The organism is Psychrobacter sp. BF1, from assembly GCF_019279065.1.
GTDB classification, from domain to species: Bacteria; Pseudomonadota; Gammaproteobacteria; order Pseudomonadales; family Moraxellaceae; genus Psychrobacter; species Psychrobacter urativorans.
In genome coordinates this window covers 37,690-54,603 of record NZ_JAGYWV010000006.1, presented here as the reverse complement: position 1 = coordinate 54,603, position 16,914 = coordinate 37,690, and the positions used below count along the sequence as shown (strand labels likewise).

Annotated in this window: 16 protein-coding genes; 2 read left to right on the top strand and 14 right to left on the bottom strand. The window is 42.3% G+C overall.

Annotated elements, in window-relative coordinates:
• Positions 1-2: 2 nt before the first annotated feature.
• From KZA12_RS08450 to recN, 10 genes are all read right to left on the bottom strand, one after another.
• Positions 3-611, bottom strand: coding sequence for a class I SAM-dependent methyltransferase (locus KZA12_RS08450; protein ID WP_201623441.1), 609 nt, complete (start codon positions 609-611; stop codon positions 3-5).
• A gap of 476 nt (positions 612-1,087) precedes the next feature.
• On the bottom strand, positions 1,088-1,630 hold the full coding sequence (locus tag KZA12_RS08445) for an RNA 2'-phosphotransferase (protein WP_218689932.1): 543 nt from the start codon (positions 1,628-1,630) through the stop codon (positions 1,088-1,090).
• A 268-nt stretch (positions 1,631-1,898) separates the two neighbouring features.
• The gene (locus KZA12_RS08440; protein ID WP_218689931.1) at positions 1,899-2,894 is read right to left on the bottom strand and encodes an SEL1-like repeat protein; all 996 of its coding nucleotides are present in this window, start codon (positions 2,892-2,894) and stop codon (positions 1,899-1,901) included.
• Positions 2,895-2,952: 58 nt separating this feature from the next.
• Positions 2,953-3,891 carry a site-specific tyrosine recombinase XerD gene (xerD, locus tag KZA12_RS08435; protein ID WP_218689930.1) on the bottom strand — a complete coding sequence of 313 codons (939 nt, stop codon included), beginning with the start codon at positions 3,889-3,891 and terminating at the stop codon, positions 2,953-2,955.
• Positions 3,892-4,100: 209 nt separating this feature from the next.
• A complete protein-coding gene (locus KZA12_RS08430; protein ID WP_218689929.1) occupies positions 4,101-5,309 on the bottom strand; it encodes a class I SAM-dependent methyltransferase in 1,209 nt (402 codons plus the stop codon).
• Positions 5,310-5,455: 146 nt separating this feature from the next.
• A complete protein-coding gene (gene tusA / locus KZA12_RS08425; RefSeq protein ID WP_218689928.1) occupies positions 5,456-5,716 on the bottom strand; it encodes a sulfurtransferase TusA in 261 nt (86 codons plus the stop codon).
• 108 nt (positions 5,717-5,824) lie between these two features.
• Positions 5,825-6,295 (bottom strand): hypothetical protein, encoded by a 471-nt coding sequence (locus KZA12_RS08420; protein WP_218689927.1) that lies wholly within the window; start codon positions 6,293-6,295, stop codon positions 5,825-5,827.
• 84 nt (positions 6,296-6,379) lie between these two features.
• Positions 6,380-6,886, bottom strand: a complete 507-nt coding sequence (gene ruvX / locus KZA12_RS08415) for a Holliday junction resolvase RuvX (RefSeq protein ID WP_373416604.1) — start codon at positions 6,884-6,886, stop codon at positions 6,380-6,382.
• Positions 6,887-7,024: 138 nt separating this feature from the next.
• Positions 7,025-7,588: a YqgE/AlgH family protein gene (locus KZA12_RS08410; protein WP_201623449.1), complete on the bottom strand. Its 564-nt coding sequence runs from the start codon at positions 7,586-7,588 to the stop codon at positions 7,025-7,027.
• 162 nt (positions 7,589-7,750) lie between these two features.
• Positions 7,751-9,427, bottom strand: coding sequence for a DNA repair protein RecN (gene recN, locus KZA12_RS08405; protein ID WP_218689925.1), 1,677 nt, complete (start codon positions 9,425-9,427; stop codon positions 7,751-7,753).
• Between the two features lie 766 nt (positions 9,428-10,193).
• Here recN and KZA12_RS08400 point away from each other — a divergent pair.
• Together KZA12_RS08400 and rlmB are read left to right on the top strand one after the other, a co-directional pair.
• The gene (locus KZA12_RS08400; protein ID WP_201623451.1) at positions 10,194-10,529 is read left to right on the top strand and encodes a pyrimidine/purine nucleoside phosphorylase; all 336 of its coding nucleotides are present in this window, start codon (positions 10,194-10,196) and stop codon (positions 10,527-10,529) included.
• Positions 10,530-10,824: 295 nt separating this feature from the next.
• Entirely contained in the window at positions 10,825-11,589 is a 765-nt protein-coding gene (gene rlmB, locus KZA12_RS08395) for a 23S rRNA (guanosine(2251)-2'-O)-methyltransferase RlmB (protein WP_201623452.1), read from the top strand.
• On the opposite strand, the gene coaE is transcribed toward rlmB, so the two are convergent.
• The 4 genes from coaE to pilB form a co-directional block, all read right to left on the bottom strand.
• Positions 11,558-12,265: a dephospho-CoA kinase gene (gene coaE / locus KZA12_RS08390; RefSeq protein WP_218689924.1), complete on the bottom strand. Its 708-nt coding sequence runs from the start codon at positions 12,263-12,265 to the stop codon at positions 11,558-11,560. The genes rlmB and coaE overlap by 32 nt on opposite strands.
• A 248-nt stretch (positions 12,266-12,513) precedes the next feature.
• Positions 12,514-13,413, bottom strand: coding sequence for an A24 family peptidase (locus KZA12_RS08385; protein WP_306301025.1), 900 nt, complete (start codon positions 13,411-13,413; stop codon positions 12,514-12,516).
• Positions 13,414-13,483: 70 nt separating this feature from the next.
• Entirely contained in the window at positions 13,484-14,707 is a 1,224-nt protein-coding gene (locus KZA12_RS08380) for a type II secretion system F family protein (protein ID WP_218689923.1), read from the bottom strand.
• A 97-nt stretch (positions 14,708-14,804) separates the two neighbouring features.
• Positions 14,805-16,499, bottom strand: a complete 1,695-nt coding sequence (pilB, locus tag KZA12_RS08375) for a type IV-A pilus assembly ATPase PilB (RefSeq protein ID WP_218689922.1) — start codon at positions 16,497-16,499, stop codon at positions 14,805-14,807.
• Positions 16,500-16,914: the final 415 nt, after the last annotated feature.

The following is a 16,914-nucleotide window of genomic DNA, read 5'->3' as shown; positions in this document are numbered from 1 at the left end:
AATTAGTCTTTGGTCGCCATAGTAATAGTATAAGTTTTGCCTTGCTTAATCTTTTCGCTATTCCCAAACACTTCTGTGAATGAACGCTTCATAAATTGACGCAAGCCATTGATAGTTACTACATAAAAACGGCCGCCTTTACGCATGCGTGCATGAGCATCGAGAAAATACAGATAATGCTGCTCTTTGCCTACTTTGGCCGGCAAGTTCGACATCACTAAGCTGAAGTTTTTATCTTTAGCCACATGATTAAAACCATTAGATAAATGTACATCGACGTTGTCTAAACCATTTTTCTCACAGTTAAGGCGAGCGTATTCTACCGCCATAAAATCTTTATCGATTAGCGTATGCTGACCATTCGGGCACTCGCGCGCTGCTGCCATGCCTAGTACGCCATAACCACAGCCTAGATCTATCGAGTCATCATCGGCTTCAAAATCAATATAATCCAGCAGCATTAAGCTACCATCATCAATCTTTTGCGGTGAAAAAATACCCCAAGTAGTGGCAAAGTCAAAAGGCTTACCCAATACGTCTTGGCGAAAGTTAATATCTTCGCGCCAGTGTTTGGCTTTTTCTAACAGTTCAGCAGGAGGTCTATGGCTCATGATTTTCTCAGATATTGGCTATAAAAAGGGAGGCGTGCTGAGCTCATTATCATTAATAAACAACCAGCTCACAAGTTATGACCGCTATTGTAACGATAAAAAGGCAGTTTTGCAGCTACGTATTGAGACAATTGCGTGGATAGAAGTTAATCTCGTCTAGCAATGAGGTGAGTTAAACGCTGGCAGTATGCTTAGTTATAAGTTATGTAGCAGCTAATCGCGCCTTTTGCTTGTATCTGCACCCCTAGGCAGGGCGGTCACTAGTGGCTGATGGCATTCCTGTATTCTCGATACTACCCTCAGCCAAGGGTCCGCAACCTGCCTAGAGGCACAGGATACCGCTGCAGTCACGGCTAAAACGCTCTTTAAGGCAGCGGTTATTTTGTTTGCTTAAGCTTTGAATCTATAACTAAATATTCTGTTAGTGCTATAACCACGCTACCTACTGCATATCAAGTTAATTTTGCTGTGGGCTGCTAAAACTTAATATATTCAGGCGGTACATTAGAAGTCAGCCAAACCTTATTGTCAGCTTGAAAAAAAACTAAGCCAGCTCGATACATCGCCAAGCTATCGATAGTGAGAACGATAGGTTTGCCATATCTAAGTCCTGTGGCTTTAGCAGTATCATCATTTTCAGTTAAATGTACATGTTGTCTAGCGCCAGCGATTAACCCTTGTTGTTTGATAGCATCAATATTTCTTATCGCTGTACCGTGCAATAAAATAGCAGGTGGCTGTTGCTCTTGAAAGCTGATATGTACTGTCCTTAACGAGTGGCCTTGTGCTGCTCTGATGCTAATGTTGTTTTCAGATAAGGTAAATCTTTTTTTATCGCTCGATTCAACGACTTGTAAAATTTGTTCACGAGAAAGCTGCTGACCAGCAGCATTAGCTAGGCTAATAAGCTGGTCAATATTAGCCCAGCCTTCAGTATCAAGCGTTAGATTAATAGACTGTGGCTCATGACGTAGGATATAGCTTAGGAATTTACTGATTTTATTAGTTTCTGCGCTCATAGTAGCTTATCTCGATTAACAGTTATTAGCTTTAGAGTAGTTATAGATACTATCTTTCCAGATTACAATCAATAGCGAAATACAGTGCTATAACTACGCTACCTACTGCATATCAAGTTAATTTTGCTGTAGGCTGGGTTTTTAACCCAGCAAGATGTACGGATCGAACTTAAAGTCTGGATTAAAGCAGAATTTCCGCTCAGTGTCGTATGGGGTGATTTTTTTAGCTTAATTATTAATTCGCTGGGTTAAAAACCCAGCCTACGCGCTAATTCAATTCTCGGTAAGCCTCGCACCCGCGCTCTTCTTGATTCTCACAAGCTTTACCAAACCACTTTATAGCTTTGGTCTTATCCTGGTCTAAACCCTTGCCATCATAGTACATTTTACCAAGCCTAAATTGCGCAATTCCTTCTTGCATACCAGCTGCTTCTGTATACCATTCAAACGCCTTCTTATAATTCTGCTTAACACCTCGACCCTCTTCATACATAGACCCGACAGTATATTGCGAAAATGTATTGCCTTGCTCGGCTGCCTTTTCGTACCATTGAAATGCTTTTTTGTCGTCTTTAAGCACACCTTTTCCTTCATCATAAATTATACCAAGAGCTTTTTGAGAATTAAGGTCGCCTTGCTCAGCAGCTTTTCGATACCATTCAACTGCTTGATTGAAATCTTGAGAAACGCCTAAACCGTTAGCGTACATCCAACCAACAAAATATTGAGAATCTTCATTACCTTGATAACCTGCTTTCTTGAACCATATAAGTGCATTGGTATAACTTTGAGTGACACCTTCACCAAAATAATAAGCTAAACCGACGCTTTTTTGTGCATCACTAAAACCTTGGTTAGCTGCGCTCTGATACCATTTAAATGCTTTAGCCTTATCCTTAGATACACCTATACCTTTATCATATGCTTCTGCAAGTTTGTACTGAGCCTCTACAAGCCCCTGATTAGCTGCTTTTTCAAACCACTCAAATGCCTTTTTATCATCCCTAGGAATACCTTCATTATCAAAATCGTCTCCAACATAGTTGTCTAACCCTGCAAGCCTGTTAGCCATTCTAATCATATCTCGTCTATTACCCTGACCTTCATAGTACATAGTTGCAAGACCGAGTTGAGCATAAGCATTACCTTGCTTTGCTAAAGATTCAACTGTTTGAAAGTATGTTGCCATAGAAGGAATTGTAATTCCCAATGAGAACACTATGACTACAATTCTGTAAAAGGAAATATTTTTTAAAATTTTCATTATAGTTTCTCGTCCTTAGAAGCATTATTATGATGAAATATTTAATAAAATAAGAACCTTAACCACGCGGATGATGTTCAGCATGAAGCCTTTGCAATCTAGCAGTCGCTACATGGGTATATATCTGCGTTGTTGATAAATCGCTATGACCCAGCAATAGCTGCACGCTACGCAAATCTGCACCATGGTTTAATAAATGAGTTGCAAAGGCGTGGCGTAGCGTATGCGGTGATAAGTCTTTATCGATACTGGCAATTTTGGCGTACTTCTTAATCAAATACCAAAAGTTTTGCCGGGTCATATAGCCCCCTTGCGCCGTCAAAAACACTGCTTGGCAATTACCTGCTTTTAAATGAGCGATTAGGTCGCTACGACCATGAGTTAAATAATCCTCAAGGGCATCAGCGGCATATTCACCTAACGGTACTAAACGGGTTTTATTACCTTTACCAGTGATTTGTAGCCAGCCGGCATTTAAGTTGACTTGTTCTATTGATAAATTGACCAGTTCGCTGACTCGTAGACCACAAGCATAGAGCACCTCTAACATAGCCTTATCGCGCAGTCCCAGTGAGGTGCTGCTATCAGGCGCAGCTAGTAAGTTATCGACATTAGCTTCTGACAAGTCTTTGGGTAGGGGACGGCCAATCTTCGGGGTTTTTATACGTTCGCAGGGATTATCTTCACGTAAGTTACTAGCAATCATCCATAGATAGAACTGACGTAGGCTGGAGAGCATACGGGCTTGAGTGCGTGGGGTTTTGCCCTCGACGGCCAGCACAGATAAGCAATGCAGCACTTCATCAGACTGCCAGCGAGTCAGGGCGCTATGACTAGTTTGTTCACAAGAGCGTAGATCACGGACATAAGCATTACGGGTGCGTGTCGCTAAACCACGCGCCAGCATCGCTTGACGAAATTCAGTGATATAAGTCGGTTCATCATCTACGGCTAGCGCTTTTGGTTGGCGCTGCTGTACGGCGCGATCACGGCTCATAAGACAATACTCAGTGGGTGTAAAGACAGAATAGCATAGCTAAGGGCTTTAGAAGATTATCACTTAGCTATACTAATAACACTAATGATGCATCGATGCTCAGCATGTTAATAGAGAATTGCTAGCGTATTTATCCTACTTTAGGAAAATTTTGTTAGATAGTATTTGCTAGATAGTATTTATGTTTTTTATAGTTTGTCACTGAGACTCTACGCAGGTTGCAAGCACCATAGTGAAGTAACTTCGCTACTGCGTGCAGCAAATAATGGATCAGTGTCGTCTTGACTACGGCCATGCTTAGGACGAGTATCGAGACGATACTTCACTGCTAAACCGGCAGCTACAAACCAGCCTAATAACTCATCACGTGTTCGCAATTGCAAATGCTCCGCTAAGTCTGACAGAATCAGCCACACCTCTCCTTGCGCAGCTAAGTGCTGTTTTGCACCCTGCAAAAACCCACGCAACATCGCACTATTAGCATCATAGACTGCATATTCTAATGGTGAGCTTGGCTTAGCGGGTAACCAAGGAGGATTACAGACAATCAGATTGGCCAAAGGTGCCGCAGTAGGGAACAAATCTGCTTGTTGCAATTGCACATTAGATAATCCTAAGCGCATAAAGTTGTCACTGGCACAAGCCATAGCGCGCGGATTTAAGTCCGTCGCAATCACTTGCTTTAATTCGCGCTGCGCTAAGATAATAGCTAGTAAGCCTGTGCCGCTACCAATGTCAAAGGCCACATCACAACTAGCTGGCAGTGGGGCGTCGAGTAATAGCTGCACATACTCATGACGGGTTGGAGCAAAGACCCCATAATGCGGAAAAATCGATAAGTCCAAGCCTTTAATCGGGACTCCTTTGGCACGCCACTGTGCTGCCCCTAAAGCACCTTGCAGGTCACGAAACGATAATAAGCAAGGTTCATCTAGCTCACCAAAAGCAGCGGTACAAGCAGCTGTCATATCAGGGGCCCGACGTAGCTGGCTGCTATAACCTGGAGCAAGCTCTAATAGCAAACGGCTTAATATTCGTGAGCGCTGGGCTTGGGCTTGGCGTTGCTGATGAAACAAGTTGGGTATCTGTTTTGCTGTTGCTAAGCATTGGTTTGTAGTGTCATCAGCATTATCAGCCGCAGTAGCGGCTTTGCTGGTTTTGCGCTGTTCAGAACGCTTATTAGTGCGCTCAATACGCCGAGTGAGCGCTTGTAGTAATTGTCGGGCATTATGAAAGTCACCATTCCATAGCAGTGAAGTGCCTTCGCAAGCTAAACGGTAAGCCTGATCTGCGGTAGTCTTATCATCAACCAACACAATACGTGCAGGCGGTAGCTGATTGCTCTCAGATAACCAGCGAGCACTGCGTGAGTTTTGGTTTTGTTGCCAATGCACATACTGCTTTTCTGTTGCTAACACGCGGCCTACCTTTAACTGGTGAATGATGTATTGTCTATAGCACAAAGCTAGCTTACTTCTATATGTGGCGTCCTAATTTAAGTGCGCCATAGCTAGCATTTATTATCTTAAATATCGGCAAGTTAATAAGCGCTAAATAGTAACTATTAAGCGCTCTTTTTCTTTACTAGATAGCGATAAGTTGGTGTGGCATCTAAGGTTTCTTGATGCACAAGCGTATGACCCAAATGGCGACAAAAATTAGGAATATCGCGAGTGGTTGCCGGATCAGTGGCGAGTATTTCGATAATATCACCAGCATCAGCTTTACGGATAGTTTTATGCAGCAGCATCACCGGCTCAGGGCATATCAGCCCTTGAGTGTCCAAATGATGGTCAATAGCAGTGTCGGGGCTTAGAGTTGTCATAGTTTTAGTATTACAAATTAATTAGAGTAAATAAGTTTAGAAACTATTGTATAGCTGAATTTTTTCAACTAATAGCATTATTAACTAATAGTATTGTTAGCTAGTATTTTATAGCCCTTCTTCGGTATCTTCGAGCTCATCTTGCAAGGCTAAAAAATCAAAAAATCGCTTAAAGTTAGACTTGAATAAAAACGCAACGCCAAGCCAGCAAGACAGCCCTAACCAGGCGGTATCTGCAAAGATCAAGCCACCGATAAGTATGATAGTAGATACCCCGATGCTCATAATAACCATCGACGCTTGACTAAGTCGATAGCGATAGATAACCAACGCATCATAAAGGGTGATGGGGATAGTAAGGGCGATCAGCGCATAAGGTAGATTAAAAAATAGCCGATATAGCAGGGCGCTGTCATGGAACATCTTGATGCTAGCAATAGTGCCAAACACCATAAAAGCGATAATCGCTGCGTACAGCAAATAGATCGCTATTTGATTGGCCCGTTGTGCGCCTTTGATGCGAGCTATGGCAAGTGGGGCAAAGCCATGCTGGGTTGCTTGCTCTGAAACAGTAGGCATAATTATTAGCAGTTTATCCGGTTAAGTAATGAGGCTTTAAAAGCTAGCTTGTCGTTCTATTAATCGGCGTTATTGGTCGCTCTATTACTCAGCCTTAATAGTATCAATCGCCAGCGCACTATCAGGATCAGTGAAGTAAGTAGATAGCAGGATACAAGCAGAAATGTCATCAATAGGATCGCGCTCATGCTTAATCCAGCCTTGTTCCCAAGCTATCTCACGTGCTCCTACTGAGGTCAAGCGCTCGTCACACATTTTTACCGTCACTGGCAAATGTTGCTCGACTAACCGATGCGCCAAACGCCGGGCAAACTTATTCGCACGCTTGGACAGCATAGAGCTACTGCCATCCATATTTAATGGCAAACCAACAATGACTTGGGTCACGCCCCAAACTTTTATAATTCCTAATAGGTTATCCCAATCAGGTTGGCCATTGTGCATCACTAAAATATCAAAAGCTCTGGCGGTCTCAGTAATAGTATTACCAAGCGCCATACCCATCTTTTTGACTCCATAATCCAAGCCTAAAACCAAATGGGGCTTAATAGCAGAGACATCTACACGTTGATCGATTGTTTCGGCGAGCACATTACTATCCAAAGGGCAGTCCTACGTTTCTATTCTTACTATTATTAGTTGAATGCAAGTCAGTTTAACTTACTTTTGCTAGCTGACATCAGCTATTTGGCAGTATCAATGGCGGCAATAGCTATTTTTATTGTTACCTCAGGCATGACCGATATCACTACTGAGGTAGTCAAAGTTAACGCCGATCTTATCAGCAGCTAAATGCCAACGCTCATCAAAGGGGGTATCGAATAATAGGGTTAAATCAGCAGGGCAGACTAACCAGTCGCCATTGTTTAGCTCTTGCTCTAATTGCTTTCTGCCCCAGCTGGCATGACCTAAGCACAGCTGATAATGCCCAACCCCTTGACCAGCAGCAATACGCTTGAGAATATCTTGACTAGTAGTAATGCAGACATTCTCTGATATAGCGAATGAAGAGGCCCAATCAGGTTGACCAGTATGCAGTACAAAACCAATCTCAGGATACATAGGGCCACCTTCTAAGGCTAAGTCATCCATCACCTGTAAGTCAGTGACTTCAATATCTAAGTCTTCCAGCAGTTTACCCACACGAGACTGTTCAAGCGGACGATTGACCATCAAACCTAAGGCTCCATGCTTGTCATGACGACAAATATAGATCAGCGCTTGTTCAAACCTGGGGTCTGACAATTCTGGTGCTGCAATTAAGAAGTGATGAGTCAAATTGGCTTTAGACATAAGGACAGGCACAACGTAAGTAAGAGAAGGGAGACACTACTATATGGCGATAGTAACTAATAAATCAACATATGAAATGCTTGCTCAGCAGTAATCAACCGGCAAGCCGTAGCTTAGCTCAATGCTATTTAGCTAAAGTGAGCCATCTTGGTTATCAGCTAGTTATTTAACATCAGTGAGCAGACTACGAGCGTGATCACGAGTAACATCAGTAATGATCACCCCACCTGACATACGTGCCAGCTCATTCACTTGCGCTTCTTCAGTTAGGATCACCAGCTCGCTTTGGGTCTGCTCATGATGATGCTTTTGTACTAAAATATGCTGGTGCGCTTGGGCGGCTACTTGCGCTTGATGGGTGATGGCTAGTAGCTGTTGAGTTTGACCCAAAGTGCGCAGTAACTCGCCAACCACTTGCGCAGTACCACCACTGATACCGACATCGACTTCATCGAATACTAGCATAGGTTTAGCGGCATTATTGTCAGCATTAGTCACTTGTAGTACTTGCATCACTAGCGCCATGCGTGACAGCTCACCACCCGAGGCGATCTTATGCAGCGGTTGCATAGGCATGCCAACGTTAGCACTAAACAGCAAATCGATATCATAACAGCCTTGGGCGTTGTACTGAGCTGGGTCTCTAGCAGTGAATACAAACTCACAGCGCGCATTCGGTAAGGCTAGAGGTTGTAGCTGCGCTACCAACCGATCGCAAACAGTAGGCGCCGCTTTAGTACGCTTAGCATTGAGCTTCTTCGCCAACTGCATATATTGTTGCCAAGCCTCTTCAATCTGTGCGGCAAGCACATCGCTACTAGGCTCATTTTCTAATAGCTCTAACTGTTGCTGCCAAACTTTTGCTTCAACAATTAAGTCGTTCGCTGGCAAGTTGTGCTTACGTGACAAGCGATGACCAAGACTAATCAGGCTATCTAGCTCTTGCAAGCGTTCAGGATCAGGTAGTTGCTGCTCAGCATAGTCAGAAAGTAATGCAGTCACCTCAGTGATCTGTTGCTGGGCTAAATGCAGCTGCTCTGAGACTTGTCCAAAAGTTTGACTAACACCTATCTGATGATCACAAAGCTTGATCGCTTGCCCAAGCAGAGTCATGACGTCAGGCTCATCGGTATCGTTATCGAGCAAGTACAAACCATGACTGGCCTCTTGCATCAAAGCCTCAATATTAGACAACTCTTCATGCTCTGACTCAATATCATGGTAATCGACACTTAATAGTGGGGCGATATCATTCAATTGGCTGTGTAGCAGTTGGATACGATCTTGACGTTGGGCTTGGCGATTAGCGATATCTTCAGCGCGGCGTTTTAATTGTTGATACTGTTGATAGCTGCTAGCAGTTTGTAACGCTAAAGCAGTTATCTGCGCCATTTCATCAAGCCACTGCACCACAAATTGCGGCTTAAGTAAGGCTTGTTGGGCGTGCTGACTATGAATATTTACTAGCAAAGCGCCTAAGCTCTTTAGCTCTGCTAAGCTAACGGGCGTGCCGTTGAGCCAAGCTTTTGAGCGACCGTTATTACTAAGCTGACGCCGTATTAATATCTCTTGATCATCCAAAGCCCGCTCATGATCTTTGAACCACTCAGCGACTACGCTATTAGCCGTGACGTCGAATTGGGCATAGATATCAGCATGATCAGCTCCGTGCCTAACCATAGCACTATCGGCACGTTCGCCTATACATAGTGATAAAGCATCAAGTAATAGCGACTTGCCTGCACCTGTTTCACCAGTGATGACATTGAAGCCTTCGGCAACGCTTAACTCATGCTTAGCAATTAGCGCAAACTGGTATAAGGTTAATGATAAAAGCATCAAAGCCTCTCATGATGAGTTACTAATGTCTAATTAGTAGCTAAAATATTTAGGGTGTTATGCAAAATAATATTACTAAAAAACTTAAGAAAAGATCAGTGCTTTATGGTGTCAAAGCTTGCTAAATACAAATAGGTTTTCTGTCAGAGTTACTGTAAATTAAGGCAAGAATAAATTTTGCATTAATATACCGTCTACCTTACAAAACATACCGTTCAACCTATATGTTTAGTATCAACCACTATAGTCATTAGCCAGTATTCTATAGCTATAAACTAGAAATAGACAGTCATCTAATGGCAACATATAAGCCTTACTATGGTCGATTAGTCCTTGCTAAATCTACTAAGAAAACTATATTTTTAGTCACACAATAACAAACTTTACAGACGTAATGTGGTAGCATAATCTCACTTAAGCGCAAAATAGTCACATAAATACTTCAGGTAACCTGTAGTTTAGTAAGCTCTATAAAGCTTATGTAGGTTAACCCTAAAGTCATATTAAGTATATAAAACAGTAACTTAGTTTTGAAAGATAAGATATCTAAGTAGCAAATTATATAGGCTCTATAACTTAAGCAGTTGCTATATAAAGTTTATTATTACAAACCAGTTGTTATTTTGGAAATAGCCACTCAAGATATTTTTTGATTGTAAGAATGATCAGTAGCTACAACTTATTACCAAAGCTGAGTATTAAAACTAAGCATCAAAGCAAGACTTATTTTTTAGTTTAGCATTAATTATTTGATAAGGAAGCCACTATGACAGCGGCACAATTTACTAATGTAACCGTAAACACTCAGGCAAGCATATCGTATGATGGGCGTTGTTCAAGCCATACTGTTATGTTCGAAGATGGTCGTCACAAGACTTTAGGCGTTATTCTGCCGTCAGATACCACTGTCGAGCAATATCAATTTAGTACTAATACCTCAGAGCGTATTGAGATTATCAGCGGAGAGTGTGAAGTCAAAATCAATGGCGACGAAGAGTTTTCCTATTATCGCGCCGGCCAGTCTTTCGTAGTTGAGGGCAACAGTAGCTTCAATTTACGTACCGAAGAAATCGTACAATATGTCTGCCATTTAGAAGGCTAACTTTGAGCTTGATTGCTTAAAGGGCCTAGCTACTCTTACTGGGCTAGCTTAATGGCAAATAATTTTAGTCAAAATAATAAATTAACCAGAAACAAATAGGATTATCATGATCTTGTTTGTTTCTTTTCGATTGGTCTAGACTAATAGTCTTAGATTAAGCTATTAAGCTATTAAGCTATTAAGCTATTAAGCTATTAAGCAGCGCAGCAACTGCAACTTCTAATAGCAGTCGCAAATTTTTAGCCTCTAGCTTGTGCTACCCTCAATTATAATTTAATCAATCGGCAGAACTATTATGGCAAAACCCAGCTATTTCTACGGTATTCACGCTATCGATGCCTTACTTGACCATCGTCCTCTAGATGCCCTCAGCCTGTTTGTGCAGCAAGGTCGTGAGAGCGACAGTAGTGTGCAAGCTATTATCGAGCAAGCCAAAAGCAATGGAGTGAGTATCCAGCCGACCCAAAAAGATAACTTGACTCAGCTGTGTGGCAGTCCTCAGCATCAAGGGGTAGTTCTGCATGCACGCCCTTTGGGTTTTGCTGACGAAGGATTACTGGATACTTTGTCCGAGCGTGATGACTGTTTATTATTAGTACTCGATCAAATCACTGATGCCCATAATTTTGGTGCTTGCTTACGAACTGCAGTGGCAATGGGTGTGGACGCAGTAGTTTGTCCTAAGCATCATGCTGCCAGCTTAACCCCAACAGTAGCTAAAGTGTCAGTAGGGGCAGCTGAGATGATGCCTATTATCAGTGTGACTAATCTGGCGCGGACGCTAGCAAAAATCAAACAAGCGGGAGTCTTTGTCTTCGGTACCGCACTAGATGCTGATGCCAAGCCCATTCATGCTGCTGATCTAACGGGTAAAACAGCGTTGATTATGGGCTCAGAAGGTGAGGGCATGCGTAGATTAACGACTGAGAGCTGCGACGAGCTAGTCTATATCCCTATGTCAGGCAATGAGTACGGCAACTTGCAAAGCCTTAATGTCAGTGTCGCTACTGGCATGGCCTTATATGAAGTTAATCGGCAGCGCACCTTAGCTGCTGAGTAAGGGCCAAGTAAACTTGATGTAAGGGTTCTAGCTGCAGATGCAATGCAGCTAGATTATCATCATTAGTGACCACATCATCAGCATGGCTGTTACGCTGTTCACGACTGAGTTGATTAGCCATAATAGCTTTGATCTTCGGTACACTTTGAGTATCACGCAAGCTGGCACGCGTTAGCTGCGTATCTTCTGTAGCATCAATCACCAAAATACGCTGGCATAAATTGGCCAATCCCGCTTCAGCAGCTTCTATTAATAGGGGCGCTGACAATACGACATAAGCGGAGTTACTAGCCGCCAGTTGCTCTTTTGCTGCCTCACGTATGGCTGGATGAGTGATAGACTCAAGCTCCATAAGTGCATCAGGAGAAGTAAAAACATGATTACGAACTGCGGCGCGATCCATATCTCCATTAGCATTAATGACCCAATCACCAAATTTTTTCTGGATTTTACGTAAGGTAGGACTGCCTCTTACTACGACTTGATGAGCAATGACATCAGCATCAATAATGTCGATACCTTGCGCTGCAAACCAAGCACTAGTAGCTGATTTGCCACTACCAATCCCACCTGTCAAACCTACCACTAGCCTATTACTCTTAGCTTTGCTAATAGTTTGCGCAGGCGTTATTTTCTGACTTATATTGGACGCTGAAGAGGTACTATTTATGCTCATAAAGGTAACTTATTTGACAAATGAATGAATAAGAGGCTGCTAACCATTAATGATAAAAATTTCAGCAGCTAACAGTGATAGTTAGCGTAATTTACCATAAATTTAGCTGGAAAGAGAGTTTAAGATTTTAGCTATAGTATTAAGTCTAGTTGTTAGCTTAACGCTGGCATCCAAAAAGCTTGTGGGCATTACATTATAATATTGTAAAGCAGCGCTAGCTAATTCATCAGCCTAATAATCAGCGCTTATCAGAGATACATGTTTAAATACCAACTGGTAATATCATTACCATACAACAAAGCGATGATACCAGCGATGGCAATATAAGGGCCAAACGCAAAAGGCTTACTTTCGCCATGTTTTTTCAGCAAAGCTATACCGACAACAGAGCCTAATAGTGAGGACAGTAAGATAATAAATGGCAGCATTAGCGGTCCTAGCCAAGCGCCCAATACGGCTAATAGCTTAAAATCACCTTGCCCCATACCTTGTTTTTTGGTGATTAGATAAAATACTTTTACCACGATCCATAAAGACAAGAATCCCAATAGTAAGCCCCAAATTGATTGGGTTGGGGTGACGAACCAGCCTTGTGAGTTGACTGCTAGGCCCAGTCCAGCTAGTGGAAAAGTGAAACGATCAGGCAACAGCTGAGTATCGAAGTCAATACCAGTTAGCGCTATCAGAGTCCATACTAGTATTAGTGCTGAGAGTCCAACGGCGCTAACACCAAAGTGATAAATAACCAACCCAGAGAGCAAGGCGGTGAGCAATTCAACGCTAGGGTAACGCAGGCTAATAGACGTTTTACAGTGAGAGCAGCGTCCACGCAACAGTAGCCAGCTAATAACAGGGATGTTTTCATACCACTGTATTTTATGGGTACAGCGAGGACAGTGTGATGCCGGTTTACTTAAAGTGATGGGTATATCTTTAGCGACTATCGAAGTTATAGTCGCGGCTTGATTCTGCGGCATGTCTGGCTGCTGAGCTAAAAATTGACTGCACTCTTGGCGCCACTCATACTGCATCATCAGCGGAATACGGTGGATAACCACGTTCAAAAAACTGCCTACACACAGCCCTAATATAGTGAATGTTATTAGGGCTACAGTCAGATTCAGTTGTAATAATTCGATCAGTTGCATCAAATGTCCAAGGTAAAGTGTCAAGCTTAAGGTTTTAGTTAACAAGCTTTTATTGTAAATAATAAAGCCTTTAGCCTATTACTGAACCCATCTGGAAGATTGGCAAGTACATGGCAATAACTAAGCCGCCCACGAGCACCCCTAGCACTGACATAATAAAAGGCTCCATCAAGCTAGTCAAACCATCAATCGCATTATCAACTTCGTTTTCGTAATAGACAGCTACTTTATCCAGCATTTCCTCTAAGCTACTGGACTCTTCGCCGATGCCGACCATCTGGATGGCCATACTAGGAAACAAATTGGTTGAGCGCATAGAGAACTGTAGCTGCTGACCCGTTGAAACGTCGTTTTTTATTTGCTGAGTAGCATTATAAAACACCACATTATTAGTGGCTCCAGCAGTAGACTGCAAAGCGTCAATCAACGGCACACCAGCAGCAAAAGTTGTCGATAGGGTACGTGAAAATCGCGCGATAACGGCTTGATAAGCAATTTTGCCAAATATTGGGGTTTTTAGGATAGCCCTATCCAAAAGATCGCGCAACTTTTTAGAGCGTTTTTTACCCTCAGAGAAACCGATAGTAGCGCCCCCAATGAGGATGATTAGCACAAACCACCATGCTTGCATCCACTCTGAGATACTGACTACTATTTGGGTAAAAGCCGGTAGCTCAGCACCAAAAGACTCAAATAAATCTGAAAATACCGGCACTACTTTGATCAATAAAATCATAGTAACAATAATCGCCACTACGACCACGGCTATCGGATACTTTATTGCTTTTTTGATTTTTGCTTTTAGGAGCTCGCTTTTTTCTTTATAAGTAGCAACGCGATCAAGCATAGTCTCCAGCGCTCCTGACTGTTCACCGGATTCGACTAAAGAGCAGAACAGGTTATCGAAATATCGGGGATGGCGGCGTAGTGCTGAAGAAAAGCTACTACCTGACTCAATATCAGCCTTAATTTGCAACACCAAAATTTTCATAGTGGGATTGTCTAATGAATCAGCAACGATTTCAAAAGATTGGGTCAATGGCACGCCAGCCTTCATCATAGTCGCCAGCTGGCGTGAAAAAATTGCAATATCGATGGCTTTGATAGGCTTTTTAAATTGGAAAAGTGCCTTGGGCTTTTTTTTGATAGCTTTAACAGTAATACCTTGTTTACGTAAGGTGGCTTTGGCCAGCTCTAAACTGTGACTAGTGGTTTCCCCTTTCACTTTTTGTCCGCGGCGATTCACTCCATCATAGACGAAATCTAGTAGCATATCGGTTTTAACTTTTGCCATCGCTCTGTCCTCGAATTGTGCTAAATAATCATAAGTTATAAGGTATTAGTTATTCCTGTTGAGCTATAAGTAGGCGCTAAACTTAATCAGAAGTAACTCACATGATCTCCTGAATACTAGTCACTCCATGCAACACCTTCAAAATACCGGAATGACGCAAGTCACGAAAACCATTTTTGACAGCCGCATCTTTTATATCAATGGCGTTACCCTCTTCCATAATGATACGAGAGATATCTGGACTTACTTTCATTACTTCATAAATACCAACTCGACCCTTATAGCCCTCTCGACAGTCACTACAGCCTACTGGTTCATAGATAATGTTTTCTGGCATCTCTAGCTGATCTGCAGTAAAGCCAAGCTCTAACAGACTTTTGCGTGGCACATCGATGGGCTTTTTACAGTTTTTGCACAGTCGTCTTGCCAAGCGTTGGGCGATAACTAAGTTAACTGAAGTGGCAATATTGAATGAGGCTACCCCCATATTTTTGAGTCGTGTTAGGGTTTCAGGGGCAGAGTTGGTGTGCAAAGTCGATAATACTAAGTGACCCGTTTGTGCCGCCTTAATAGCAATTTCAGCGGTTTCTAAATCACGAATCTCGCCGACCATGACAATATCGGGATCTTGACGCAAAAATGACTTTAAAGCGTTAGCAAAAGTTAACCCTACTTTGGGATTGACGTTGACTTGGTTGATACCTTCTAGGTTAATCTCCACCGGATCTTCTGCTGTTGAAATATTAGTTTCGCCCGTATTAAGAATATTGATACCCGTATAAAGAGATACAGTTTTACCTGAACCAGTAGGACCAGTAATTAATAGCATACCTTGAGGTTTGCTCAGGGCCTCCATAAATAGACTTTTTTGGTCAGGTTCGTAGCCTAAAGCGTCGATACCTAACATAGCTGACGAAGGATCTAAGATACGCAGGACAATTTTTTCGCCAAATAGCGTAGGTAAGGAGTTAACCCGAAAATCAATAGCCTTGTTTTTGGACAGTTTCAGCTTGATACGACCATCTTGTGGCACTCGGCGCTCGGAGATGTCCATTCGTGACATTACCTTTAAACGCGAAGCGATTTTATTGGCTAGCTGCACTAGCGGGTTAGCTATTTTTTGCATGACCCCATCGACGCGAAAGCGTACTCTATAAGTCTTTTCATAAGGCTCAAAATGTAGGTCGGATGCCCCCATGCGTATAGCATCAACTAACATTTTATTGACAAATTTCACTACCGGAGCTTCATCGACACTATCGTTAACACGGGTTTCGTTATCGTCCTCGGTACTTTCTTCAAAGTTAAGACTTAGATCGCTGTCAGCGAAGCTACTGAAACTTTGCATAGTATCGGCATAGAAACTATCGATACACTTTTTGAGCTTATGGTCTTCAACTAGCACGGTTTCGATAGACAGCCGTGAATTAAACGCCATAGCATCTATAGCATCAATGCGAGTAGGGTCACTTAAGGCAACAAAAAGACGCTGACCACGCTTAAAAATGGGCAAAGCGTTAAACTTACGGACGATTTTTTCATCGACTAGTCCTTTAGGGATAATGTCGCTACTAATAGTATCAAGATCGAATAAAGGATCGCCAAAAGATTCCGATAGTAAGCAAGCAAGTTGATAAGCATCGGCCATCTTGTTATCTACTAAATAAGATACTAGTCCCATTTTTTGCTGTTGTGCTTCAGTTTGGGCACTATGCATATGGGCTTCAGTGACTAAGCCGGCATATATCAACTGCTGAGCTAGTCCGCCAAATTTGTTAGTGGGAGTAGTCATAAGTGCTTTCCTTTAATACAAGATATAGCTCAAGCATATTTATAAGGCTGTGTCTTATCATTTAACTTTTCATCATTTAACTATCGCAACGCTAGCGGTAACGGTATATCTCTAAGCGCAATCAAGCGCCTTACGGTTATCGGCTAAACCAAAAGTAATAGCTAGAAAAGGTGCTAATCTTCGCCATGCCAGCGCTGGTCTAAATAAGAGAGCGACTTTAACTAAGCTATATAGCAACTGTCTTAGATAAAGCTATAAGTAAATATTAGACACAATATTAGAAATGTTATTAGATAAATACATGCAAGAAACATGACAGTTTATAGCGGCGAGTATCGGCTCAGTGCTTGAGCTAATTTTTTTATGTTTTATAGTCACCATCAGTGAGCCATATAAGCGCTCTGCAATCATTGCT